The sequence below is a fragment of the Parvibaculum sp. genome (genome assembly GCF_002684405.1).
Lineage (GTDB): Bacteria > Pseudomonadota > Alphaproteobacteria > Parvibaculales > Parvibaculaceae > Parvibaculum.
Genome location: NZ_NYVD01000035.1, coordinates 1 through 22,654 on the forward strand (window position 1 = coordinate 1; position 22,654 = coordinate 22,654).

The 22,654-nt window shown below is 63.4% G+C and carries 24 protein-coding genes; 10 read left to right on the forward strand and 14 right to left on the reverse strand.

Annotated elements, in window-relative coordinates; genetic code table 11:
- The coding region (locus tag CMI59_RS03095) for a hypothetical protein (RefSeq protein WP_293324605.1) at positions 1-246 on the forward strand (246 nt) is incomplete at its 5' end.
- 12 nt (positions 247-258) lie between these two features.
- Here the strand turns inward: CMI59_RS03095 and uvrB are convergent.
- Positions 259-2,610 (reverse strand): excinuclease ABC subunit UvrB, encoded by a 2,352-nt coding sequence (gene uvrB / locus CMI59_RS03100; RefSeq protein ID WP_293324608.1) that lies wholly within the window; start codon positions 2,608-2,610, stop codon positions 259-261.
- Positions 2,611-2,684: 74 nt separating this feature from the next.
- Entirely contained in the window at positions 2,685-2,819 is a 135-nt protein-coding gene (locus CMI59_RS03105; protein WP_293324611.1) for a hypothetical protein, read from the reverse strand.
- A gap of 180 nt (positions 2,820-2,999) precedes the next feature.
- On the opposite strand from CMI59_RS03105, the gene CMI59_RS03110 reads away from it, so the two are divergent.
- Together CMI59_RS03110 and CMI59_RS03115 are read left to right on the forward strand one after the other, a co-directional pair.
- Positions 3,000-3,554 (forward strand): PH domain-containing protein, encoded by a 555-nt coding sequence (locus tag CMI59_RS03110; protein ID WP_293324613.1) that lies wholly within the window; start codon positions 3,000-3,002, stop codon positions 3,552-3,554.
- A gap of 11 nt (positions 3,555-3,565) precedes the next feature.
- On the forward strand, positions 3,566-4,357 hold the full coding sequence (locus CMI59_RS03115; RefSeq protein WP_293324615.1) for a methyltransferase domain-containing protein: 792 nt from the start codon (positions 3,566-3,568) through the stop codon (positions 4,355-4,357).
- 6 nt (positions 4,358-4,363) lie between these two features.
- On the opposite strand, the gene CMI59_RS03120 is transcribed toward CMI59_RS03115, so the two are convergent.
- From CMI59_RS03120 to CMI59_RS03140, 5 genes are all read right to left on the reverse strand, one after another.
- The gene (locus CMI59_RS03120) at positions 4,364-4,975 is read right to left on the reverse strand and encodes a TetR/AcrR family transcriptional regulator (protein WP_293324618.1); all 612 of its coding nucleotides are present in this window, start codon (positions 4,973-4,975) and stop codon (positions 4,364-4,366) included.
- Positions 4,976-5,157: 182 nt separating this feature from the next.
- Positions 5,158-5,766, reverse strand: coding sequence for a class GN sortase (locus tag CMI59_RS03125; protein WP_293324620.1), 609 nt, complete (start codon positions 5,764-5,766; stop codon positions 5,158-5,160).
- 4 nt (positions 5,767-5,770) lie between these two features.
- On the reverse strand, positions 5,771-8,047 hold the full coding sequence (locus CMI59_RS03130) for a marine proteobacterial sortase target protein (protein ID WP_293324623.1): 2,277 nt from the start codon (positions 8,045-8,047) through the stop codon (positions 5,771-5,773).
- Positions 8,048-8,184: 137 nt separating this feature from the next.
- On the reverse strand, positions 8,185-8,811 hold the full coding sequence (locus CMI59_RS03135; RefSeq protein WP_293324626.1) for a glutathione S-transferase family protein: 627 nt from the start codon (positions 8,809-8,811) through the stop codon (positions 8,185-8,187).
- A 45-nt stretch (positions 8,812-8,856) separates the two neighbouring features.
- The gene (locus CMI59_RS03140) at positions 8,857-10,368 is read right to left on the reverse strand and encodes a PLP-dependent aminotransferase family protein (protein WP_293324628.1); all 1,512 of its coding nucleotides are present in this window, start codon (positions 10,366-10,368) and stop codon (positions 8,857-8,859) included.
- A 125-nt stretch (positions 10,369-10,493) separates the two neighbouring features.
- On the opposite strand from CMI59_RS03140, the gene CMI59_RS03145 reads away from it, so the two are divergent.
- The 4 genes from CMI59_RS03145 to CMI59_RS03160 all read left to right on the forward strand — a co-directional run bounded on the left by CMI59_RS03145 (position 10,494) and on the right by CMI59_RS03160 (position 13,781).
- Entirely contained in the window at positions 10,494-11,132 is a 639-nt protein-coding gene (locus tag CMI59_RS03145; protein WP_293324631.1) for a pyridoxamine 5'-phosphate oxidase family protein, read from the forward strand.
- 77 nt (positions 11,133-11,209) lie between these two features.
- Positions 11,210-12,412, forward strand: coding sequence for a pyridoxal phosphate-dependent aminotransferase (locus tag CMI59_RS03150; protein WP_293324634.1), 1,203 nt, complete (start codon positions 11,210-11,212; stop codon positions 12,410-12,412).
- Between the two features lie 167 nt (positions 12,413-12,579).
- Positions 12,580-13,047 (forward strand): Dps family protein, encoded by a 468-nt coding sequence (locus CMI59_RS03155; RefSeq protein WP_293324666.1) that lies wholly within the window; start codon positions 12,580-12,582, stop codon positions 13,045-13,047.
- A gap of 239 nt (positions 13,048-13,286) precedes the next feature.
- Positions 13,287-13,781, forward strand: coding sequence for a DUF4188 domain-containing protein (locus CMI59_RS03160; protein WP_293324636.1), 495 nt, complete (start codon positions 13,287-13,289; stop codon positions 13,779-13,781).
- A 55-nt stretch (positions 13,782-13,836) separates the two neighbouring features.
- Here CMI59_RS03160 and trxB read toward each other — a convergent pair whose 3' ends face one another.
- The 3 genes from trxB to CMI59_RS03175 all read right to left on the reverse strand — a co-directional run bounded on the left by trxB (position 13,837) and on the right by CMI59_RS03175 (position 16,208).
- Positions 13,837-14,820: a thioredoxin-disulfide reductase gene (trxB, locus tag CMI59_RS03165; RefSeq protein ID WP_293324639.1), complete on the reverse strand. Its 984-nt coding sequence runs from the start codon at positions 14,818-14,820 to the stop codon at positions 13,837-13,839.
- 148 nt (positions 14,821-14,968) lie between these two features.
- Positions 14,969-15,574: a peroxiredoxin gene (locus tag CMI59_RS03170; RefSeq protein ID WP_293324641.1), complete on the reverse strand. Its 606-nt coding sequence runs from the start codon at positions 15,572-15,574 to the stop codon at positions 14,969-14,971.
- A 166-nt stretch (positions 15,575-15,740) separates the two neighbouring features.
- Positions 15,741-16,208, reverse strand: coding sequence for a hypothetical protein (locus CMI59_RS03175; RefSeq protein ID WP_293324644.1), 468 nt, complete (start codon positions 16,206-16,208; stop codon positions 15,741-15,743).
- A 203-nt stretch (positions 16,209-16,411) separates the two neighbouring features.
- On the opposite strand from CMI59_RS03175, the gene CMI59_RS03180 reads away from it, so the two are divergent.
- Positions 16,412-16,618 carry a cold-shock protein gene (locus CMI59_RS03180; RefSeq protein WP_167091837.1) on the forward strand — a complete coding sequence of 69 codons (207 nt, stop codon included), beginning with the start codon at positions 16,412-16,414 and terminating at the stop codon, positions 16,616-16,618.
- A 90-nt stretch (positions 16,619-16,708) separates the two neighbouring features.
- Here the strand turns inward: CMI59_RS03180 and CMI59_RS03185 are convergent, their stop codons facing one another.
- On the reverse strand, positions 16,709-17,473 hold the full coding sequence (locus tag CMI59_RS03185; protein WP_293324649.1) for a carbonic anhydrase family protein: 765 nt from the start codon (positions 17,471-17,473) through the stop codon (positions 16,709-16,711).
- Positions 17,474-17,633: 160 nt separating this feature from the next.
- Here CMI59_RS03185 and CMI59_RS03190 point away from each other — a divergent pair, with 160 nt between their 5' ends.
- A complete protein-coding gene (locus tag CMI59_RS03190; RefSeq protein WP_293324652.1) occupies positions 17,634-17,969 on the forward strand; it encodes a GIY-YIG nuclease family protein in 336 nt (111 codons plus the stop codon).
- Between the two features lie 90 nt (positions 17,970-18,059).
- Here CMI59_RS03190 and CMI59_RS03195 read toward each other — a convergent pair whose 3' ends face one another.
- From CMI59_RS03195 to CMI59_RS03205, 3 genes are all read right to left on the reverse strand, one after another.
- Positions 18,060-20,045 (reverse strand): hypothetical protein, encoded by a 1,986-nt coding sequence (locus CMI59_RS03195; RefSeq protein ID WP_293324655.1) that lies wholly within the window; start codon positions 20,043-20,045, stop codon positions 18,060-18,062.
- Between the two features lie 86 nt (positions 20,046-20,131).
- A complete protein-coding gene (locus CMI59_RS03200; protein WP_293324657.1) occupies positions 20,132-20,785 on the reverse strand; it encodes a 2OG-Fe(II) oxygenase in 654 nt (217 codons plus the stop codon).
- A gap of 133 nt (positions 20,786-20,918) precedes the next feature.
- The gene (locus CMI59_RS03205) at positions 20,919-21,899 is read right to left on the reverse strand and encodes a mitochondrial fission ELM1 family protein (protein ID WP_293324660.1); all 981 of its coding nucleotides are present in this window, start codon (positions 21,897-21,899) and stop codon (positions 20,919-20,921) included.
- Between the two features lie 184 nt (positions 21,900-22,083).
- Between CMI59_RS03205 and CMI59_RS03210 the strand changes: the two genes are divergently transcribed.
- On the forward strand, positions 22,084-22,572 hold the full coding sequence (locus CMI59_RS03210; RefSeq protein WP_293324663.1) for an Lrp/AsnC family transcriptional regulator: 489 nt from the start codon (positions 22,084-22,086) through the stop codon (positions 22,570-22,572).
- The last annotated feature ends 82 nt before the right edge of the window (positions 22,573-22,654 follow it).

The following is a 22,654-nucleotide window of genomic DNA, read 5'->3' on the forward strand; positions in this document are numbered from 1 at the left end:
GCCGGCCTTGCGGGGGGACTCACGGGCATCAGGCCGACCGTGATGATCGAGGGCGCGCCGGTTGGATCGCGCTCGGGTCTGCAGCCTTCTGTCCTACAGAAAGCGCTGGTTTATAGCTGGCGGGACGCTATCGCGCGGAATACGGAACGCTTCTATAATGACCTGCCGTCCAGCGTGTCCTACCGCTCCAGCTTGAAGCAGTCGCGGAATCGGCAACAGGCTTTGAAAGAAACAGCCGAGGATTAAGCGGCGGCAAGCTTACCGCTTCTTCCCCTTGCCGCGGAATTTGTTGCCGCGTGTGCCGGGTTTGCCGGAGGTGGAGCGGCCCGAAACTCTCTTGCCGCCCGCATCCGCCACGCGGTCCTCGACGGATGATTGCCGCTGCATCGGGTCGTCGGAGATCGCCAGTTCCGTCGCTTCCAGCCGCTTGATCTCATCGCGCAGCCTTGCGGCCTCCTCGAATTCGAGATCGGCGGCGGCGGTCTTCATGCGGTTTTCCAGATCCTCGATATGGGCGCGCAGATTGTGCCCCACCAGTTCCGTGTCGCCGCTCGTGCCGGTGTCCACGCGCACATGGTCGCGCTCATACACGCTTTCGAGAATGTCGCCGATATTCTTGCGGATCGATTCCGGCGTGATGCCGTGTTCGGTGTTGTAGGCGAGCTGTTTTTCGCGGCGGCGTTCGGTTTCCGCCAGTGCGCGTTCCAGCGAGCCCGTCATTTCGTCCGCATAAAGGATCACCTTGCCGTCGACGTTTCGCGCCGCGCGGCCGATGGTCTGGATGAGCGAGGTTTCGGAGCGCAGGAAACCTTCCTTGTCCGCATCGAGGATCGCGACCAGCGAACATTCGGGAATGTCGAGGCCCTCGCGCAGCAGGTTGATGCCGATCAGCACGTCGAAGGCGCCGAGCCGCAGGTCGCGGATGATTTCGATGCGCTCCAGCGTGTCGATGTCGGAATGCATGTAGCGCACGCGAATGCCCTGTTCATGCATATATTCGGTCAGATCTTCCGCCATGCGCTTCGTCAGCGTCGTCACGAGCACGCGGTTGCCCTTGGCGGCGACCTCGCGGCATTCGGCGATGAGGTCGTCCACCTGCGTTGCGACGGGACGGATTTCCGTCACCGGGTCGATGAGCCCCGTCGGGCGGATGACCTGCTCCACGAAGACGCCGCCCGTCTGGTCCATCTCCCAGGGCCCCGGCGTTGCCGAGACGAACACCGATTGCGGGCGCATGGCGTTCCATTCTTCAAACCGCATGGGACGGTTGTCCACGCAGGAGGGCAGGCGGAAGCCATATTCCGCAAGCGTTGATTTGCGCCGGTAGTCGCCGCGGAACATGCCGCCGATCTGCGGCACGGTCACATGGCTTTCATCGGCGAAGACCAGCGCATTGTCGGGCAGATATTCGAAGAGGGTGGGCGGCGGTTCGCCGGGCTTGCGGCCTGTCAGATAGCGCGAATAATTCTCGATGCCCGCGCAGCTTCCCGTCGCCTCCATCATCTCGATGTCGAATTGCGTGCGCTGCTCCAGCCGCTGTGCTTCCAGCAGCTTGCCCTGACCTTTGAGTTCCTGCAGGCGCACCTGAAGGTCGTGCTGGATTTCCTCGATCGCCTGGTTGAGCGTCGGCTTGGGCGTCACGTAATGGCTGTTGGCGTAGAGCTTCACGAGGTCGAGCTTGCCGGTCTTCTGGCCGGTCAGCGGGTCGAACTCCGAAATCTCCTCCACCTCGTCGCCGAAAAGCGAGACGCGCCAGGCGCGATCTTCATAATGCGCCGGGAAGATTTCCACCGTGTCGCCGCGCACGCGGAAGGTGCCGCGCCCGAAGGCCGCGTCGTTGCGCTTGTATTGCAGCGCCACGAGGTCGGCGATGAGCTGCGTCCGGTCGAGCTTCTCGCCGCGCTTGATGGTGAAGGTCATGGCGGAGTAGGTCTCCACCGAGCCGATACCGTAGATGCACGACACGGACGCCACGATGATCACGTCGTCGCGCTCCAGCAGGGCGCGCGTGGCGGAGTGGCGCATCCGGTCGATCTGCTCGTTGATCGAGCTTTCCTTCTCGATATAGGTGTCGGTGCGCGGCACATAGGCTTCGGGCTGGTAGTAGTCGTAATAGGAAACGAAATACTCCACCGCATTGTTCGGGAAGAAGCTCTTGAACTCGCCATAGAGCTGGGCTGCCAGCGTCTTGTTGGGGGCGAGGATGAGCGCCGGGCGCTGCGTGCGCGAGATCACCTGCGCCATGGTGTAGGTCTTGCCGGAGCCGGTGACGCCCAGCAGCACCTGGTCGCGGTCGCCGCCATCGACGCCGGCCACCAGCTCCTTGATGGCTTCCGGCTGGTCGCCCGCGGGCTGGTATTCCGACACGAGCTGAAGCTCGATGCCGCCTTCGGATTTCTCCGGGCGGTCGGGGCGGTGCGGCTCGAAAAGCGGCCAGTTCGCCGGGTCGCCCTTCAGCGCGCCTTGCCATGAGTCGCGGTCGGCCTGCGCCAGCGCCTCGCGGTTTTCCGGCGTAAAGCGCCCCGCCGGCCCTTCCGACAGCCCGCCATTCTCTTTCGTGGGAACGGGTTCCGACCCGCGCCCGAAGGACTTGAAATTACCTCGTGCCATACGCCCAATATGGCGCGGGCGGGGGCGATTATCCAGAGCGTGGCGTCACGCCGTGCCGGATTTCCGGTCCATTATTACCCACTAATGCCATAGGCCAGCGCCACAAGGGCGAAGAGGACGAGTGCTGTGGCGATGCCGAGGGCGTAGCGCAGGCCCGCGCCGTTTTTCTCATGGGGCAGGTCTTCGGTGTCTTTTTCGATTCGGAGCATGGCGTTCCTCCTCGTCCATACCGGGCGGCTCGTTTGTGCCGGGCCGCTCCGTTTCCTTAACCCTATGCCTTCCATTCCACAGCGCAAGGCGGCGATGCGCGTTCGGGGGCAGGCGGCCATTTTCGTTTTTCGCAGCGCAGCGTACTTCCTGTATTCGGGCCCTTCTGCGATGCTGCGGGTATGAATGGGAAGCTGACAGAACAGGCGGAGACCGGGCCGGGCGTTGCACCGAAAGAGCATGTGGCGGCGTTCGTCGCCCGCGCGCATTGGTCGATCTTTCTGCCTGCGCTTGCCGCCGCGCTGCTCTGGGCGCTGGTTTATTTGTGGGCGGACAATTGGACGCCGCGGCTTTCCGCCATCGCGTCGCTGGCGCTTGCCGTGGAGGGGCTCATCGTGCCGATCCTCATTCTCCATGCCTGGGGGCGGACCCGCGTGTTGGGCCTGCGCGTGGGGACGCGGGGGCTGGAGGCGCGGGCGGGTTTTCCCCGCCGCCGGGTCATCGAGGTGGGCGCGCGTGAGATTGCCGAACTTGACTTCGGCCAGTCGCCGCTTCAGAGGTATTTCGGCGCCGGGCGGCTCGATATCCGCACCGAAAGCGGCGCCCGCATCCGGCTGGACGATCTGGCCGATGCCGTGGCAGCCGCATCGGCGGTGCGCCGTCTCATGGCCGGTATCCATCCGGTGCATGAGGAAGCGGACAGCAAGAGAATTGCCCGCGGCGACGGGTTGAAGTGAGGGGGAGCGTCATGAGTGCGATCATCGATTTCGACGAGAAGGCTGCGAAGTCGCTGGAGGCGACCTATCTGACGCCGGATGTCGTCGCGCAGCGCGCCCGGGTGATCGATATGCTGGCGCCCCGGCCCGGCGAACATATTCTCGATCTCGGCGTCGGGCCCGGCCTTCTTGCCTATGATCTGGCGCGGCTTGTCGGCGAGACGGGCCGCATGGTGGGGCTCGATCTCTCGCCGGCCATGATCACCATGTCGAAGACGCGGCTTGCCGCGCTGCCCCAGGCAGATTGTCTGGTGGGGGATGCGACCGCGCCGGATTTTCCCGACGAGCTTTTCGACGCGGTCGTCTCCACCCAGGTGCATGAATATGTGACCGACGTGGACAAGTCGCTCGCCGCCATCAAGCGGCTGCTGAAGCCCGGCGGGCGGGCGCTCATTCTCGATACGGACTGGCGCAGCATCGTCTGGCACTCCTCCGACGAGGCGCGCATGACCCGTATGCTTACGGTCTGGGACGATCATCTGGCCGACCCGCATCTGCCGGCGACGCTGGGGGCGCGTCTCAACCGGGCGGGCCTCAAGGTGGCGCGAGTGGACGTCGTGCCGATGCTGGCGCCGCAATGGCAGCCGGTCTCCTATGCCGCGGGCATGTTCCGCATGATCTCGAACTTCGTCCGGACCCATGCCGACAAGCATGGCGTCCCGGCAGACGAGGTGCAGGCCTGGCATGACGACCAGCTCCGGCTCATCGAGCGCGGCGAGTTCTTCTTCAGCGTGAACCGTTACGCCTTCCTGGCCTATCGCTGATCCGGCTTACGCGCCGTAGCGGGCGAGGTAGATGTCGATCGCCGAGAGGACGATCCTCTCCTTGTCCTCATGCGGGGAGACGTCCTCGCCGAAGAGGGCCGGCCAGATGAAAAACTCCTTCACCATGCCGGAAATCTGTCTCGTGCCCGTTGCCGTGTCATGCGGCTTCAATTGGCCCAGCTCGATATATTTGTCGAGCAGCTCCTGAATGTGCCGGTAACGCGTCTTCGTGCTGCGGTCGTAAACCTCCTGCGCGAGCTGGGGCGCGGAGGGGACTTCCGCAATGACCGCGCGGAGCAGGGCATTGCCGTCATGCGAGAACTGCTGGTCGATGCAGCTGCTGAGCAGCATCAGCAGCGCGTCGCGTACCGGCTTTCCCTGATAGTTCTCCGGGCCGATGGGCGCGCCGGAATAGGCATCCTCGACCACTGCGACGAACAGGACGTCTTTCGATGAAAAATGCTTGTAGAGCGTGGCCGTCGATACGTCCGCCTGCCGAGCGATTTCGGCCATCGCCGCGCGTGTATAGCCTTCGGCGAAAAAGTTCTGGCGCGCTGCCTGAAGAATGGATGCGCGCTTGGCGTCGCTGACGGTGCGTCTGTAGGTTTCCAGTCCCAAACTTGTTTCTTTCTTTCGGTGCCATGTCTGGCAGAGGCAGACCCCGCCTTCTATAGGACTGAAAAGACAAATCGGGTCAAGTGTTCCGAGAGAAAAAATATTTCAGATGCGAAGGTTCAGTCCTCGTATTGGAGCGCCAATACCTTTTTCGTAAGCAAGTTCTACTCCATTATTATTCTTGCTTACGATATAACTTGCTTAGTAACTACCAGATAGCGCAGAGAGCCCCGTGCCACGGCGTCGAACGGGTAGCATGTCACGAGAACGAGGCTGTTCTCTGCGGTGGGGTCCAGGTTTGTTGTAGCGGCGTCAACAATTTGTGTTCCGGTTACTGAGTAAGTTGCTTTCCCGCCGTCCAGCGTTGTCAGCGTGATCTCGTCGCCCACCTGCAGGTCTTTCAGGAAAGCGAAATGCGTGTCCCTGTGACCCGCAATGGCACGCAGGCCTTTGCCGGACGGATCGGTGGCGGACATCTGCCCCGGTCCGAAGGCGAGGGCTTCGCCGCTGGCATTCGACAGAACGATTTCCGAAATTTCGAGACGCGGAACGGAAAGCCGGGCGACGGGCCATGCATCGGCCCAGGCCCATGCCTTGTGGGGTGTGCCTGTGCGCAGGGATTCGTTCCAGGCGCTATCGAGAAGCATTTGCGCTAACTGCGCTTTCGCCTTGATGTAGAGGCCGTGACCGAGCTGCCAGCCGCCAATCGCCATCAGGATCGCGATCAGGACGGCCCCCGCGGGGGCCGTCCATCCGTGTCGTTTCTGTACGGATAGTATTGACGCCTGCGTCATGATTTCAGCCCCGCCGCGTGACCCGCCGCCAGAGCAGCATCAGCAGGAAGGCGGCCAGCAGCGTGAAGAGCCCGTTGCGGATGAGGCCCGGCGCATCGCTTGCCGTCTGGGGAAGGGCAAGGCCCCGGTCCTGCGCGCTATCCATGACCGGGCTCTGCGCGGAGGCGAGCATGGTGGTCGGCGCGGCACGCATCGCCTTGCGCATCACGGGCGCAGGCATGCTCTCGCCGAATACTTTGTCGAACTCCCAGCCATCGGGAAGGTTCACCGGCATGTCGCGGCTTTCCAGCTTCTCCCCGTCGGGGCGCGTGGGCGTCACGTCCACGGCGACGAGGCTGGTGCGGCGGCTCACCAGATGGTGGGCGAGCGCCACTTTCAGGATCTCAGCGTCGGTCTTTTCATAGTCGCCGCCCATCAGCCTGTCGGCTTCGAGCGACGCGATCTTGCGCCGGGCCCAGAGCTTGCCGATGCCGGGCCGGGTTTCGCCCGCATCGAGCGGGATGCGGACCTGCCATGCATTGCCGGCAAGATCGCCCTTGAGCGTGAGGTCGCCCTGCGCCTTGTCCATGCGTGCCGCCAGCACCACCGGTTCGCCCTTGTAGAGATCGGGCACCGGATCGGGCCAGCTTTCGGTATGCGTGCCCTCGGGCCAGCTCGCGGTGACATTGGTGACGAGGGGGTGTTCGAGCTTGTTCACGAGCTCGGCCATGCGGCTCTTCACCTGGGCGAGGTCGCCGATATGGGTGAAGCTGCCGCGTCCCGCTTCGGCGGCCCGGGTCATGAAATAGGAGTTGGGCGCGGACCCGATCCCGACCGTGAAGAGACGCGAGCGGCCGCGATGGCGGGCGATTTCCTCAAACAGCGCCTTCTCGTTGGAGATCGCGCCGTCGGTGAGGAAGATCACCTGTCTCACATGGCTCGTGGCATTGGGGGTGCGGTCGTTGAGCGCAGCCTTCAGCGCGGGCAGCATTTCCGTGCCGCCATCCGCGCTGAGCCCGTTCACGAATTTCCGGGCGACGGCGATGTTCTCGCGGTCGGCGCGGACGGGCTGCGGAAAGAGCAGCTCATGCGTGTCGTCGAAGCGGATGATGTTGAATGTGTCTTCCGGCTTCAGCTTGTCGAGCGCGAAAAGGAGGCCGGCCTTGGCCTGCGGCATGGAGGCGCCCGCCATAGACCCGGAATTGTCGATCACGAAGATCGCCTCCCGCGGCTTGGCCTGCGGCTGTACCGCGCCGGAGGGCGGCATCAGCATCACCAGCACATAGTCCTTGCCGTCCACCGTCTCGCGAAAGAGGCCGGCGGTCGGCGCGGCGGTCTCGGCGGGCTCCCAGGTCAGTTCGAAATCCTTGTCGGCGGGCACGACCTTTTCGGCCAGCGATAGCTTCGCGCCTTCCTTGCCGGTCCGCTGAATGTCCACCTTGTGGAACGAGCTTTTCACCGGCCCGAGCGGAAAGCCCGCTTCCAGCGATATCTCAAGCGCGACCGGGTTCACCTTGCCCTCTTCGGGGTCGAGAACGGGCGGCTGCGTCAGGTCGGGCGCATTGCCGGGATGGGCGGTGCCGGGCGGCAGGTCTTTTTCGTCGGGCTGCGTGGTGCCCCAGCCGGAGCCGGGCACGAAATCCACGACCTGCGGGTCGGCGGCTTCCTTCGGCACATAGCGCGGCGCGACCACCATGGGAAAGCGCAGCGAGAAACGGTCGCCGTCGCGATGCACGGTCTGCTGATATTCGATCTGGATGGTCACGGATTCATGCGGGCCGATATTGGCCACCGCATTGGTGAAGACGTTGGGGCGCTGCTGTTCCAGCAATCCGGCCTTCTTGCCTTCCGCCTTCGCCTTCTCGTAGATCCTGCGCGCCTCTTCCTTCTCCTTGATCTTCCCTTCGATGACGCGGTCGCCGATGATCATTTTCATCGTATCGACGGCGGCGTCCTCGGGCAGGGGGAAGACATATTTGCCCTCCACCCATCCCTCGCCGGGATTGATGAAGCGTTGCGTCACGCGGGCCCGCGCCATGGGGCCGGTCACCTCGATCTTCGCATCGGTGGCGAGCAGGGGAGCGGGCACATATTTGCCCGGTTCCTTCGAGTTCAGAAGCAGCGTGCCGCTTTGCACATCGTTCAGCGTGACGAGGCCGTTTCGGGCGGCCGCGCCATCGGCTTTCGCGGCGACCGTCAACAGGCCGGTCACGGCGAAGAGAGTGGCAAACAGGGCGATAATGAAAACAATGGCGTCGCGCGGACCTGTGTGGTGCGCAGACCGATGCGGCAGGCTCCTCATGGTGACATCCCCTCATCCATGCGTTTCGGTATGAGTGAGTTTCACGGAGGAATGGGGCGGTGCCGGTCAGAAAAACGGGCCGTGGGCTGAAGATTTTGCGGCCATATTATGGCGACACCGGGTAAGGCGTTGATTCCTTACACGGGCCGCCAGCTCATCGGCACATAAAGCGGCTGGGCCTCGATGCGCGCAATCCAGTTCCTGACGGCCGGATAGGCGTTGAGGCTGAAGCCGCCTTCATGCGCCACATGGCTGTAGGCGTAGAGCGCGATGTCGGCAATGGTCATCCGGGTGCCGACGAACCAGTCCTGCGCGGCAAGCTGCCTTTCCATCACGTCGAGCGCCTGATAGCCGCGGTCGTGCCATTCGGGGAAGCGGTCCCTTGCCTCTTCCGCGCCGCCCGGCCTGATCGACCGCCAGTAGCGCGCGACGGCGATATAGGGCTCGTGGCTGTATTGCTCGAAGAACATCCATTGCAGCACCTGCGCCTGCTCAAAGGCGTCGTCCGGCCAGTAGGGTGTTCCTTGCGCGAGATGGAAGAGCATGGCGTTCGATTCCGCCAGCAGGCGGCCGTCTTCCAGTTCCAGCACCGGCACCCGGCCATTGGGGTTCTTCGCCAGGAAGTCCGGCGTGCGGCTCTCGCCTTTCAGAATGTCGATGTCGACAAGCGCCAGATCGCGTCCCGTCATATGGACGAGCAGGCGCGGTTTGTAGCAATTGCCGGAATCCTGCATCTGGTAGAGCCGCATGGTGTCGCTTTCCATCTCTGCGTCATGCCCCGCATAAAGCCGGGGCAGGACGAATATTCTTCAAAACTCCGCCATCTTCTCTTTCTCCAGCACCGTTGCAAGCGTCCTTGCGCCCTTGCGTAACGCATCGTCGGGCACGCCCGCATAACCCATATGAAGGCCCGGCCTGCCGCCCGGTGCCAGCCGGTAGGCGGAAAGCGCGGTTGCGTGAATATCCGCTCGTCGCGCGGCGGCGGCCGCTTTCGCGTCATCCGCGCCGGGCGGCAGCAGGGCGGCGAGCTGCAACCCGCCTTCGCCGGGCGCGGGGCGCAGCCAGCGGGCAAGCGTGGTGTCGAGTTCTTCCAGCAGGATCGCCCGCCGTCTTGCATAGACCTGCCGGACGCGGCGCACATGCGCCCCGAAATGGCCTTCTTCGATAAACTCCGCCAGCGCGGCCTGCAGCGATGCGGGCGGGATATGTCCGGTGAGCCGGATCGCCACGGAAAAGGGCTCGGCGAGCGCGGGCGGCACGATGAGATAGCCGATCCGGATCGCGGGAAAGAGCGTCTTGGCGAGCGTGCCCATATAAATCACGGTGTCGCCGCGATCGAGACCCTGCAGCGAGGCGATGGGGCGCCCGGCAAAGCGGAACTCGGAATCATAGTCGTCTTCGAGGATATAGCCGCCGCTTTGCGCCACATGCTCGATCAGCGCGAGCCGGCGGGGCAGGGAGAGCGTCGCCCCCATGGGAAACTGGTGCGAGGCCGTGACATAGGCCAGGCGTGGCGGCGGCAGGGTGGCGATGGCCGCTTCCACATCCATGCCGTTTCCATCCACTTCGACGGGGCGAATATCGGCTTCCGCGCTCATGAGCGCGCCGCGCGCGCCGAGATAGCCCGGGTCTTCCATCCACACCTTGTCGCCGGGGTCGATCAGCATGCGGATGGCGAGGTCGAGGGCCGCCTGCGCCCCGGCGGTGACGATCACCTGTTCGGGCGCGCAGACGACGCCCCGGTCGGCGGCCGCGTAATCGGCAATCGCCCTGCGCAGGCCCTTATGGCCCTTGTCGACCTCATAGCCGAACAAATCGTGGCGCGGGTCGCGGCTGTGTTTTGCCAGCAGGCGGCTCCACAAAAGCGCGGGGAAGTCTTCGATGTCCGGCAATCCGTGCTGGAAGGGGCGGGTGACGCCGCGGCGGTAGTTCGCCGCGGGCCGCCTGACGCCCTGCATGGCATCGCCGCGCCGGGAGAGGAGGCGTTTCGCGGGCCGGGCCGTTCGGCTTTGCGTCCGCCGCGGGGGCGGCTCGCCGGGTCCCGTCAGCCGGTCCGGCAGCAGATGCGCCACCCGCGTGCCCGCGCCGATATGGCTGTCGAGATAGCCTTCCGCCGTCAATTGCTCGTAAGCGGAGACCACGGTGTTGCGCCCGACGCCAAGTTCCGTGGCCAGGCCGCGCGAGGAGGGGAGACGTGCCCCCGGCTTCAACCGTCCGTCCAGTATGGCCTCGCGCAGCCCGTCATAGAGCTGGCGGTAAAGCGGTAGATCGCTTGCCGTGTCGAGCGACAGCGTGCCCAGCGGCAATGGTGTGTCCGGCATCCGGCCTCTCTCCCACGGTCTCCCCAAGAATGGTTCTACTATAATTCCATCAATGGACCTTCTGATAGGGCCAATTCTGGCCGATAGGGATGCCATTCACGGTTGGAGCCAATGGAGCGAGCGACATGGCGAGCGAGAACAGCGACTACAGTCCCGACAAGGCCTTCAGGCCCCGGCGCGCACCGGGCCGCGAGCGCTTCGACCGTGCCACCGTCCATGCGATCCTCGACGATGGCTATGTCGCCCATGCCGGTTTTCAGGGCGCGCAGGGGCCGGAGATCATTCCCGTCTTCTATGTGCGGGAGGGAGAGCGGGTGCTGATCCACCTTTCCGCGAAGGCCGGGCTCTCCATCGCGCTGAAGCGGGGTGAGGCGGTGACGCTGGCCGTCACCCATCTGGACGGGCTCATTCTTGCGCGCTCCGCCTTCCATCATTCGATGAACTACCGCTCCGTCATCATCCATGGCGCGGCGGTGGAACTCACAGGCGAGGAGAAGGCCGATGCGCTGGACCTGATGGTGGAGAGGGTGGAAGAAGGCCGGTCCGCCAGGGCCCGCCGCGCCAATGCGCAGGAGATGAAGGCAACCGCCGTCTTCGCCGTTCCGCTGGAGCAGGTGGCGGCCAAGCTGCGCAGCGGCGGCCCGAAGGACGACCCGGAGGATATGGCGCTTCCCGTCTGGGCGGGTACGATCCCGCTTGAGCTGATACGGGGAAAGCCCTTGCGGGACATTTCGGTGGATGCGGAGGGCGTTTTGTCCGATTAGCATGTTGCACTGCAAAGGCGGCAGGCTTAGGTTTCAGCCGCCTTTTCAGGCCTTTTCCCGCGACAGGAGATCACGCCATGGGTTTCATTTCAGACGCACTCAACCGCATTCAGCCGTCGGCCACCATGGCGGCGACCCAGAAAGCGCGCGATCTGAAAGCGCAGGGCGTCGATGTGATCGGCCTTGGCGCCGGCGAACCGGATTTCGATACGCCCGACAACATCAAGGAAGCCGCCATCGAGGCGATCCGCCGCGGCGAGACGAAATACACTGCCGTGGACGGCATCCCGGAGCTCAAGGCCGCGATCTGCGCCAAGTTCAAGCGGGAGAACGGGCTCGACTATGCGCCGAACCAGGCCTTCGTCGCGCCGGGCGGCAAGCCGATCATCTTCAACGCGATGGTCGCCACGTTGAACCCCGGCGACGAGGTCGTCATCCCCACGCCTTACTGGGTGTCCTATCCGGACATTGTGCTGCTGGCGGGCGGCAAGCCGGTCTTTGCCGAGGCCTCCATGGAAACCGGTTTCAAGCTGACGCCGGAGGCGCTGGAGGCGGCGATCACGCCGAAGACGAAATGGTTCATCTTCAACTCGCCGTCGAACCCGTCGGGCGCGGCCTATACGCGCGATGAGCTGAAGGCGCTTACAGATGTGCTGATGAAGCATCCGCATGTCTGGATCCTCACCGACGACATGTATGAGCATCTCGTCTATGACGATTTCCAGTTCGTCACACCCGTGCAGGTGGAGCCCGGTCTCTACGAGCGCACGCTCACCATGAACGGCGTCTCCAAGGCCTATGCGATGACGGGCTGGCGTATCGGCTATTGCGCCGGGCCGGTGGAACTCATCAAGGCGATGGCCAAGGTGCAGGGTCAGTCAACCTCCAACCCGACCTCCATTTCGCAATGGGCGGCGGTGGAAGCGCTGAACGGGACGCAGGATTTCATCCCCGAGCGCGCGGCCGTCTTCAAGGAGCGCCGCGACCTCGTGGTCTCCATGCTGAACCAGGCGTCCGGCATCACCTGTCCGACGCCGGAAGGCGCCTTCTATGTCTATCCGTCCTGCAAGGGCACGATCGGCAAGAAGACCCCGTCGGGCAAGGTCATCGAGAACGATCAGGATTTCGTCGAGCAGCTTCTGGAAGCCGAGGGCGTGGCCTGCGTCCATGGCGGCGCCTTCGGGCTTTCGCCTTACTTCCGCATTTCCTATGCGACCTCGACGGAGAACCTCGAAAAGGCCTGCGAGCGGATCCAGCGCTTCTGCGCTTCGCTGAGCTGAGCCCTATCGACCGACGATGAAGAGGGCCGGGCATTCCCGGCCCTTTTTCTGCGTCAAAAAGTAATTTTGAAATAGTTCTAAACAGGGTTGTAACCGCTATATGACTTCATACATCTCCTTGAGAGTTCATCTGAGATGAATGCGAAAACAGGAGGTACATCATGGATATGAAAGTCGACACCGGCATCGCTCAGGGCGACCGCAATGCAATCTCCGACGGTCTCGGCCGTGTGCTGGCGGACACCTATACGCTTTATCTCAAGACCCATAATTACCACTGGAACGTGACCGGCCCGCAGTTCCGCGCGCTCCATCTGATGTTCGAGGAGCAGTATCGCGAGCTCTGGGCGGCGACCGACGAGCTCGCCGAGCGCATCCGCGCGCTGGGCTATTTCGCGCCGGGCACCTATGCGGAATACGCGAAGCTCACCTCCATTCAGGAGGACAATGGCGTCCCGAGCGCGGACCAGATGGTCGCCAATCTCGTGAAGGGCCATGAAACGGTGGTGAAGACGGCGCGCGATCTCTTCCAGCTCGCCGATGAGGCGAAGGACGAGGTGACGGCGGACCTCATGGTCCAGCGGATGAACGCCAGCGAGAAAACCGCCTGGATGCTCCGCAGCATGATCGAGTAAGCCTCGATCCCGATACGAACGCGCAACGCCGCGGAGGAAACTCCGCGGCGTTTTTTATTCGGCGTCTAATCATTGTCATGCCCGGACTTGATCCGGGCATCCAGAGCGGCATGAGCCGCACATATTGTGCTGGATTGCCGGATCGGGTCCGGCAATGACAACGTGCCGGGGTGTTTGACTTCCCCCTTTATGCCTGTTCCCGCTAAGCTCCTCCCATCGTCAGCGAGGGGAGGGTTTCCATGTCGGGCGTTCGTGCGGGCCGTTATACGGTCATCTCGGAGGCGCCGTTTGTCGTGTTCCTGATCGGCATGCGGGTGAACAGGCTGCTCAAGCCCGGCAAATGGCTGCCGGTGGCGCGCGCCATGCCGCGCATGCTGAAGGAGCTTCATGCGGATGCATCGACCGGCTTTCTCGGCGCGACGGGCTTTACCTATTGGCGCGGCGGTGGGCTGATGCAGTATTGGCGCTCTTTCGAGGATCTTGAAAACTATGCGCGCGCGAAGGGCGGGACGCATGTTTCCGCCTGGGCGGAGTTCACGCGCAATGTCGGCGATGACGGCACGGTCGGCATCTGGCACGAGACCTATCCGGTCGATCCCGGCAGCTATGAATGCATCTATGGCAACATGCCGCCCTTCGGTCTCGGTGGCGCCATGCCGGTCGTGCCCGCCAAGGGTGCCTATGCCAATGCGCGCGAACGCATGCGGGCGCGGGGTGCGGTGTCCGCCGAATAGCAAAACGCCCGCATCTTTCGGTGCGGGCGTTCCGTGTTCGGATTAAAGCCGGGCTTTACGCCGTGGCGCTTTCCGGGATCTGTGCGGTGACGTCGCTTTCCTGTGCGGCGAGGAAGCGTTCGGCTTCGAGTGCGGCCTGACAGCCCATGCCCGCGGCGGTGACCGCCTGGCGGTACACATCGTCCGTCACGTCGCCCGCGGCGAAGACGCCTTCCACATTGGTGCGCGGCGTGCCGGGCAGCGTTTTCAGATAGCCGCCTTCCTTGGTTTCGAGCTGGCCGATGAAGAGTTCGGTCGCGGGCGCATGGCCGATGGCGATGAAGACGCCGTCCGCCGGAATTTCCGTCACGTCGCCGGTCTTCACATTCTTCACCTTGGCGCCGGTCACGCCCATCGGGTCGGTGCCGCCGACGATCTCTTCGATCGTGCTGTCCCAGACCACGTCGACCTTGGGGTTCTTGAAGAGGCGTTCCTGCATCACCTTTTCGGCGCGGAATTCGTTGCGGCGGTGAACGACCGTCACCTTGCTCGCGAAATTGGTCAGGAAGAGCGCTTCCTCCACGGCGGTGTTGCCGCCGCCGACTACGATCACTTCCTTGCCGCGATAGAAGAAGCCGTCGCAGGTGGCGCAGGCCGACACACCGAAGCCCTGGAACTTCTCTTCAGAGGGCAGGCCCAGCCATTTCGCCTGCGCGCCGGTCGCGATGATGAGCGCGTCGCAGGTGTAAAGCGTGCCGCTGTCGCCCTTGAGCTTGAAGGGACGGGCGGAGAGGTCGGCCTCGGTGATCGTGTCGCCGATCATTTCCGTGCCCATATTCTTTGCCTGCTCTTCCATCTGCTCCATCAGCCAGGGGCCCTGGATGGGGTCGGCAAAGCCGGGATAGTTCTCCACATCGGTGGTGATGGTGAGCTGGCCACCGGGCTGGATGCCCTGAATGAGAACGGGCTCGAGCATGGCGCGCGCGGCATAGATGGCGGCCGTATATCCGGCGGACCCGCCGCCGACGATCAGAACCTTGGCATGTTTGGTATCGGACATGGTCTTTCCGTTCGTTCTGTTTGCCCGTTCGGGGCGGAAGAGGAGGGGAGCGCCCGCGCGCGCCGTTTACGCAAAACACAATATAGGCGCGGCGCGGGGCTGCCGAAACCGGCGATCTGCCGGTTTCGGCGCTTGCTCTCGTGTGGCCTTAGAGCTTTTCGGAATGGCTGCCGAGATATTCGGCGACGCCCTTCTGGTCGGCAACCATGCCTTCCTCGCCCTTCTGCCAGCCGGCAGGGCAGACTTCGCCGTTTTCCTCGTGGAACTGCAGCGCGTCGACCATGCGCAGCGCCTCGTCGGCGTTGCGGCCGAGCGGCAGGTCGTTCACGAGCTGGTGGCGGACCACGCCCTCGCGGTCGATGAGGAAGGTGCCGCGCAGCGCCACGCCGTCCTGCTCGATGAGCACGTCATAGTCGCGGGCGATCTGCTTGGTGATGTCGGCCACCATGGGGAACTTCACCGGGCCGAGGCCGCCATCCTTGGGTTCCGTGTTGCGCCAGGCGAAATGCGAGAACTGGCTGTCCACGCTCACCGCGACGACCTTCACGTTCTTTTCCTCGAACTGCGGCACGCGGTTCGAATAGGCGAGGATTTCCGAGGGGCAGACGAAGGTGAAGTCGAGCGGGTAGAAGAAGACGAGGCCGTAGCTGTCCTTCAGATAGGACTTCAGGTTGAAATCCTCAACGATGTCGCCATCCGCCATCACGGCGGCGGCGGTGAAGTCCGGTGCCTGTTTTCCGACGAGAACGCCCATTTCCAACTCCATTCATTCAAATTCAAACTGGTAGCCGGGGAGGCCGGCCTTCCAGTGCTAATTAGAATTACTCTAGGCTGTTTTCAAGGGGGAAATGCTGCGGTGCGGCGAGAAAGCGGTGGATAAGTTTGTCGCGGGCCACGTGGCGGGGGCCGATGCGTGGCTTTCAGGCGTCGCGGTCGGATTTTTCCTGTCCAAAAGCTTTGTCCGCAGCACGATTGGCCAAGCTCAAAGCTCCAAGGGCGATCCTGAAGAGAATTGCCATGACACCGAACGCGAAAAGCCAGAACGACACGAAAATGCGTGGCGAATCCGTTTTGAAGACAGGTTCTAGGTAGTCATAAAACACGCCCCATGCAATCGCTGTAGCCATAAGCATGAAGCCTGCCGGGATGAGCCATCGTTTAATTCTTGGGTCAATATCCAGCGAGAGTTCGCTACGGGCATTTTCCGCATTGTTCACCGAGAAAAAATAGCGGAGGAGGAACACAGCAATTGCGGGGATAAGGATCCAGGCCCAGAGAGGAACCTGCGGGGGGAGGTGTTTGTCGCCGGGTAAGAGGCTGAAGACAAGAATTAGGGCGACTGAGATTGCGATCCAGAAGGCGTAACGACGGAGATTTTTCTGGAACATTGCGACCCCGGCTTGAAGCCTTCGACTCGTTTTCCCTTGCTATTTGGCAGTGTATCCCCATTTAATGAGCCGTCATCCCGCTTGGTTCGGCATGCTCTCTTCGCTCGAGATCGAGCGCCGGGCTTTCCTGACTAATTCGATAGATTGACATGGCCCGTGCGCGGTTGCTCGGGCCGTACGTAGACATGACTAAAGGAGACACCATGTCCAGCAAGGGCGCGGTCAAATGGTTCAATTCCCAAAAGGGCTATGGCTTCATTCAGCCGGATGATGGCGGCAAGGACGTTTTCGTCCACATTTCCGCTGTCGAGCGCGCAGGCCTTTCCGGTCTCGCCGACGGCCAGAAGATTGCCTATGAGCTCGTCACCGAGCGCGGCAAGACTTCGGCGGCCAATCTCGAGCTTCTCTAAGCACGGGATCGGGGTCGCCCCGAAACATGAAACCCGGCCGGGACTTTCCCGCGCCGGGTTTTTTGTTGTCTGCGCGGGGCGTTTGCCCGCTCAGTCGTCGCTTTCCAGGATGTATCGGCGGCCGGTGCTCTGGATGGGACGCGCATTGGGGGCGAACATGGCCTCATAGGCCTTGATCGATGCGCCGGACACTTCGAGCGGTTCCTTCAGGACGGTCCAGCGGACGGTCTCCGAGCAGGGCGGCGTGGTGAGCGATCCGGCGTAGCGGTAAAAGACCTCGGCATGCCAGGGCAGAAGCGCATCGGGACGGGCTTCGCCGAAAGAGGCTTCGCCGACGCTGCGCGGGGCGGTCGCGACAAGGCGGTCGAACAGGCCGTTCGTGCCGCCCGCTTCGATCATCACGCCGATCACGGCCAGCTCGCCATCCGCGGCGCGATGGACGAAGTGAACTTCCATCGGGGCATGCTTGCCCTCGATCGTGTGCTCGGACGGCGCATGGAAGCGAAGCTGCAACAGCTCGTAGCGTTTGCCGCCGATCTCGATGTAGCCGGCGCTCTTTTTGCCCTCGGGAACGAGCTTCAGGTCATGGCCGGTATTCTGCGCCTGCCAGACCGTGTCCATGTTCCAGGACAGTTTCGTCACGGGCGGTTCGGCTTTCACGCTGCCGGTCAGGTCGATGGGGGATTGTTCCTTGCCCGTCGCGCAGGCCGCCCAGTCTTTCGACATCGCGCCCCAATGGTCGGGACCGGTCGCGCCCTCATAGTCCCAATGCCCGGGCTCGGCGGCGAGGGCCCGCAGGGGACAAAGTAAAATCACCGCGCCCGCGAGTATCGCGGCCCTACGAAACGTCTTCATCGGTTCACCTATCCTGGATGGTGCCCGGGAGACGGGCAGGGCTGCGTGATAGTCCCGTACCTCGCCGTAATCTCCTAGTCGGAAGATGGGGCGAACGCGAAAAAGCGAACCATGTCATCCCGGGCTTGTCCCGGGGGGCGGAGGCGGTACGCTTCCGCTTATGCGTAGTTACTACGTCTATATTCTGGCGAGCGGTCGAAACGGCACCCTTTATGTGGGCGTGACGAACGATCTCATTCGGCGGGTAGCTGAACACAAGGCGGGCATCGCCGACGGCTTCACCAGGAAACACGGTGTGTACAGTCTGGTTTGGTATGGCGAGACGCCGGATGTGGATGCTGCGATCCAGCGCGAAAAGACGATGAAGAAATGGCCCCGCGCCTACAAGCTCAACGTCATTGAGGAGATGAACCCGCAATGGCGTGACCTGTATGGGGATCTGATCGGAGAGGGCGGTGCACCATCGCCCCTGGATCCCGGCACAAGGCCGGGATGACATGATGGGGTGGCGGTAAAACCAAAGCTGTCACCCCGGGCTTGTCCCGGGGCCCAGGGGCGTCAAATGGCAGCGCCGATTGTTTTGCGCTCAGAACCCGAACATGTGGTCGAGGCAGAAGCTTTTCTCGCCGTTCAGCAGGCCGTGGAAGCCGAACAGGCGGCAGCTCGTGTCGCGCACGATCACATAGCCCGCGCCGCCGGTCTTTTCGCGTTCCTCGGCGGTGAACATTTCGGTGAGACGCCAGTGGAAGGATCCGCCGCAGGCGATCTCCACCTTGCGCTCGGCCACGGGCTTGCCTTCCGCGTCGTGCAGGATGAGCAGCGTCGAGCTTTTCTCATGCCAGGGCGTCGAGGCCGGATAGATGAGGTGGCACATCGTGTCGAGCCCGCCATCGTCTCCCGACAGGGAGCCGACGCGCAGGAAGAGGCGCGTGGTCAGTCCCGGCGGCTTGTTGGTGTAGCTCTGCGGCTCGTCCTTGTAGATGGTCGCGGTGTTGTAGATATGCGCGCCGAAAATCGTTTCCGCGCGATGGCCGCTTGCCTTCTGCTCGAACCGTCCCAGCGCATGCAGCCAGCCATCGGCTTCGCCGCCGTCGCGGAAGTCGTAGAGGAACTCCACATGGCCGTAGCCGGAGGGGAGTTTCGCGCCTTCTTCGGCAATCCAGCTTTCCACATCCACTTCCACGCTTTCGCGCCGGGGGATGCGGCCGAGAAACTTCACCGCGACCGTTTCGCCGGTTGCGTCGATCATTTCCGCGCGGATCGGCAGTTCGTGCTGCTCCGTCGCCATGGGCGTCGGCAGCATGACGGACTGGAACTCGTCACGCGGCAGGATGGGCAGCGGCATGATGTAGCCCTTGCCCATATGCTTTTCGAGATCGGGGATATGCGGATCGGGCGCAAGGTCGGTGCGCTCCACATTGGCGTGCGCGATGCGGCGATTGCCGCCCTTGCGCTTCACCTCGTAGCGCGGCCGCACGAAATAGCGCCCCGCCACGATTTCCACCTGGTCGGGCCAGCTCGCCTGGGGCAGCAGCGCATCGACCGACATGGCACGCGTGCCGAAGGGCGGAATTTCCTCCTCGAACCATGACACGTCCTGCGCGCCGATGATGTTGAGGCCAACGGAATGCGGCGGAATCGGCATGGGGTGCGAGTTCTGGATGAAGAGCGTGACTTCCTCGTCCTCGTCGCCCGCGGGCATGCCGGCGTAAAAATCGGCGGGCCAGGCATTGGCGTCATGGCTGCAGGACAGCGCAAGCCCGTCCTCGCCATACATGTCGAGGGCGTATTTCACCACGTCATGGCCCGCAATGCGGATGGCATGGATGAAGAGGGAGCCGGTGAAATCGCCGAGCCCGAAGCGTTCACGGATTTCGCTGCTGTCGATCGCGAAGGGCGCGCCTGCGCCGGGAAGCTGTTCGCGCCATTCGGCGATCTGCTCGCCCTTCTCGTCGAACAGGGCAAGCCAGAGTTCCGGGTTCTCCGCGCCATGCAGCGCCCAGTAATTCGCCGTCGCCACGCGCGTATGGATGCCGTGATCGGCGCCGTTCGCAGGGCCTTCCTGTTCGCGCATCAGCGCGAAGTTGGTCGCGAAGTTGAGCGGGTCCAGATAGTTCTTCCGGTTGGTCAGCATGTCGTCGTCGATACGGATATCGTCAAGCGAGACGATGCGCGCGTCTTCCGGGAAGAGATGCTTGATCGAGCCGAAGGTCTTGTCGGTGTCGAAGGTCAGGATAAGGACGGCTTTCGCGCCGCTCGCCTTCAGCGCGCTCAGGGGCGCCGCTTCGTGGCCGAGGAACGTGCCGCCGAGATCTTCCAGGCGCTGCACGAAATAGCCGGAGAGGTCGAGCTTCGACAGATCGTAATAGGCGTGGAAATTGCTCACATAGCCCATCGGATCGAAGAGGGCGACGGGGCCTTCGCTTTTGAGTTCGTCCATCAGCGCATGGGCGCGCGGCGCGGTCAGCGGATGGCCGAGCGCCTTGAAGAGCGTGGCACCGCCCGCATTGTTGCCCGGCCGCCAGCCCTGCGAGAGGTCGGCATTCTTGAAGGTCTCGATCTGGAGCGTCATCAGGCTCTTGCTCTTTTCAGTAACTATGGGCGCGGGCGGGGGAAGACCCAGCCTAACCCGTTTTGCGGTCCGCCTGTAGAGGGGCGTTACATCGCCTCGCGGGCCGCGGCGCGTGTGCCGCCAAAGGGATTGAGTTTCTTGAGGAAGGCGGTGAAACGGTGGCGGCGCTGTTCATGCTCGACCACGGCCTCGTCGCGGACCCAGTTCATCTGGATGGCGCGGCGCTGGCCCTCGAAGGGCTCGTGGCCGTGCCAGGAATTGTCGGAGCGGCGGAAGACGAGCAGCGTGCCGCCATTGGGGGAGACTTCCTCCGCGGCGTCGTTGAGGTCGGTGCCCGAGCGCAGCACGCGCAGGCGGCCGCCACCGGCTTCCCACTCTTCATTGAGATAGAGCAGCACGGTGATGATCTTCGATTCCGTATCCGTGTGGATCTTGCCGTTATTGCGCGCGCAATGGCCGCGCACGGTGAACATGGTCGGGCGGCCGGAAAGGTCGAGGCCGAATTTTTCCTCGATGGCCTTCTGGAAGGCCGGGCCTTTCATCTCCTCCAGCAGCGCGTCGAAGCGCCCATGGATGTCGAGCTCGCTCGGCGGAATGGAGCCGGTGGATTGAATATCGGGAAAATCGGCGATGACCTGGGTCAGCGCCTCGCCGGAGACGAAGCCCGGCACGACCAGATAATCGTAAGGATCGGTTTTCAGCGGTGTCGCGCGCAGCGCGTCGATATCGATCAGGCCCATCGTCCTATTCCGTGTCGTCGCCCCCATGTGGCTCATGGGCCGGCGGTCATGTCCATATCGGTCTTTCCGCGCGCGGAACAAGCCCGCATCCGCCGACCATAGGAAAATCGCGTTAAGGCGGCGTGATCGCGCGTCAGTGCGCCGAATGCCCTTCGAGACGCGACGCGATCGCCGCGGCGATTTCCTCGGTAGCATTTAATGGCTCGTACTCCCAGCTTTCAAGCTGTCCGGCAAAAGGTCGCGCCACGCCGGCGGTGTAGAGTGCGTCCAGAAAACGGCGGAATTTGGCGGCCTTCCGCGTGTTGGCGCCTTCCAGCTCGATGACATAGACGGGTTTGCCGGTGAAGCAGGCCTCGCCGACCATATTGACCGAGTCGCAGGTGACGACGACGGCGTCGGCGGCGCCCAGATAGCCGAAATAGGGGTTGTGGCCGGTCCCGTCCCATATCGTCGCAGGGCGGCCTTCCAGATGTTCTTTCAAAAGCGCGACGGCCTTGTCGCCGGTGCGCCGCGAAGGGGTGACCATCAGCCCGGCGCCGTAATGGTCGCAAAGGCCGGCAAGCTGCGCGCCGATACGCCCCGCCGTTTCCTCGGTCAGCGTATAGGCCGCGTTGGTGCCGCCGATCAGCGCGGCCACGCGCGGATGGGGGAGGTTTTCAATTTGCGGGTCGATCAGGGCGGCTTCCTCGGCGAGCCTTTCCCTCGTCAGGCGATGCGGCGAGGTCAGGGTCTTCAGCACATTGCCGCCGTCGATCCGGTCGTGCAGCGGCGCCCAGACGAAATCGAACTCCCGGGGCGAGACGCGCGGGTCCTGCAGCACGGCGACGAAGGTGCGGCCCTGCGATTTGCGCCGGATCATGCGGGCATAGGGGATGGACTGCCGTCCGGAGGCAATGAGGAGGTCCGGCCAGGGCGGGGCGATGCCGTCGGCCGGGCCCGAGGGGCCGTGGGGTGCGATCCATTTCCAGGGCGCGGGCGGGCGGACGCGTTTCAGCTCCGGTTCCAGCCCCAGCGCATGGGCGATCCCGATTCCCTGCACCTCGAAGCCCGCCATGCCGTTGGTCAGCACCCAGCAGGTGAAGTCGTGCGGGATATTCTTGCGGATTTGAGCCATTTTATGAGCGGCTTCAGTCATAATAATGCGCTGCAACGTAATTTTATTGCTGAAAACGGGCGTGAGAATCTGTATCTGTACCCGATTGCGAAAGGCGGGCCCCGTCGGGCCACCGGCAGTTGTTACGGTGCCGGGCCTCTCATGTCACGCCGGAATTCTACCCGGCGAAGCGCCCGGGAATCCCATGAAGCGGCAGAAGCTCGACGAAACAGACCTCAAGATCCTGACCGAGCTGCAGGCGGACGGGCGCATCACCAATGTGGAGCTGGCGCAGCGTGTCGGCATCTCCGCGCCGCCCTGTCTGCGCCGGGTGCGCGCGCTGGAGGAGGCGGGGCTCATTCGCGGCTATCACGCCGATCTCGACGGCAAGGCGCTGGGCTTCGAGGTGACGGTCTTCGCCATGGTCGGGCTGCACAGCCAGGCCGAGGCCGATCTCAAATCTTTCGAGGGGCTGGTGCGTACATGGCCGCTCGTGCGCGAGTGCCACATGCTGAACGGCGAGATCGACTTCATTCTGAAATGCGTCGCGCCGGACCTCTCCACCTTCCAGAGTTTCCTCACCGAGCACCTGACGCCCGCGCCGAATGTGGCCAGCGTGCGCACCTCGCTCACCATCCGCCAGTCGAAATACGAGCCGGGCGTGCCCGTGCCGGTGCTGATGGAAGAGGAATAGGGCAGCGTCTCACACCGCGCCGTCATGCCCCGCTTCAAGCGGGGCATCCACGCCTTCACTTTAGCCAAAGACGTGGATGGCC

What these genes read in the sequence shown, in the direction of transcription:
- CMI59_RS03110 (WP_293324613.1), top strand. Translation starts at nt 3,000, where the DNA reads ATGAATGGGAAGCTGACAGAACAGGCGGAGACCGGGCCGGGCGTTGCA.
- CMI59_RS03185 (WP_293324649.1), bottom strand. Translation starts at nt 17,473, where the DNA reads ATGAAGACGTTTCGTAGGGCCGCGATACTCGCGGGCGCGGTGATTTTA.
- CMI59_RS03125 (WP_293324620.1), bottom strand. Translation starts at nt 5,766, where the DNA reads ATGACGCAGGCGTCAATACTATCCGTACAGAAACGACACGGATGGACG.
- CMI59_RS03105 (WP_293324611.1), bottom strand. Translation starts at nt 2,819, where the DNA reads ATGCTCCGAATCGAAAAAGACACCGAAGACCTGCCCCATGAGAAAAAC.
- CMI59_RS03170 (WP_293324641.1), bottom strand. Translation starts at nt 15,574, where the DNA reads ATGGGCGTTCTCGTCGGAAAACAGGCACCGGACTTCACCGCCGCCGCC.
- CMI59_RS03180 (WP_167091837.1), top strand. Translation starts at nt 16,412, where the DNA reads ATGTCCAGCAAGGGCGCGGTCAAATGGTTCAATTCCCAAAAGGGCTAT.
- CMI59_RS03130 (WP_293324623.1), bottom strand. Translation starts at nt 8,047, where the DNA reads ATGAGGAGCCTGCCGCATCGGTCTGCGCACCACACAGGTCCGCGCGAC.
- CMI59_RS03155 (WP_293324666.1), top strand. Translation starts at nt 12,580, where the DNA reads ATGAAAGTCGACACCGGCATCGCTCAGGGCGACCGCAATGCAATCTCC.
- CMI59_RS03115 (WP_293324615.1), top strand. Translation starts at nt 3,566, where the DNA reads ATGAGTGCGATCATCGATTTCGACGAGAAGGCTGCGAAGTCGCTGGAG.
- CMI59_RS03210 (WP_293324663.1), top strand. Translation starts at nt 22,084, where the DNA reads ATGAAGCGGCAGAAGCTCGACGAAACAGACCTCAAGATCCTGACCGAG.
- CMI59_RS03175 (WP_293324644.1), bottom strand. Translation starts at nt 16,208, where the DNA reads ATGTTCCAGAAAAATCTCCGTCGTTACGCCTTCTGGATCGCAATCTCA.
- CMI59_RS03200 (WP_293324657.1), bottom strand. Translation starts at nt 20,785, where the DNA reads ATGGGCCTGATCGATATCGACGCGCTGCGCGCGACACCGCTGAAAACC.
- CMI59_RS03145 (WP_293324631.1), top strand. Translation starts at nt 10,494, where the DNA reads ATGGCGAGCGAGAACAGCGACTACAGTCCCGACAAGGCCTTCAGGCCC.
- CMI59_RS03190 (WP_293324652.1), top strand. Translation starts at nt 17,634, where the DNA reads ATGCGTAGTTACTACGTCTATATTCTGGCGAGCGGTCGAAACGGCACC.
- CMI59_RS03140 (WP_293324628.1), bottom strand. Translation starts at nt 10,368, where the DNA reads ATGCCGGACACACCATTGCCGCTGGGCACGCTGTCGCTCGACACGGCA.
- trxB (WP_293324639.1), bottom strand. Translation starts at nt 14,820, where the DNA reads ATGTCCGATACCAAACATGCCAAGGTTCTGATCGTCGGCGGCGGGTCC.
- CMI59_RS03135 (WP_293324626.1), bottom strand. Translation starts at nt 8,811, where the DNA reads ATGGAAAGCGACACCATGCGGCTCTACCAGATGCAGGATTCCGGCAAT.
- CMI59_RS03195 (WP_293324655.1), bottom strand. Translation starts at nt 20,045, where the DNA reads ATGACGCTCCAGATCGAGACCTTCAAGAATGCCGACCTCTCGCAGGGC.
- CMI59_RS03205 (WP_293324660.1), bottom strand. Translation starts at nt 21,899, where the DNA reads ATGGCTCAAATCCGCAAGAATATCCCGCACGACTTCACCTGCTGGGTG.
- CMI59_RS03150 (WP_293324634.1), top strand. Translation starts at nt 11,210, where the DNA reads ATGGGTTTCATTTCAGACGCACTCAACCGCATTCAGCCGTCGGCCACC.
- uvrB (WP_293324608.1), bottom strand. Translation starts at nt 2,610, where the DNA reads ATGGCACGAGGTAATTTCAAGTCCTTCGGGCGCGGGTCGGAACCCGTT.
- CMI59_RS03160 (WP_293324636.1), top strand. Translation starts at nt 13,287, where the DNA reads ATGTCGGGCGTTCGTGCGGGCCGTTATACGGTCATCTCGGAGGCGCCG.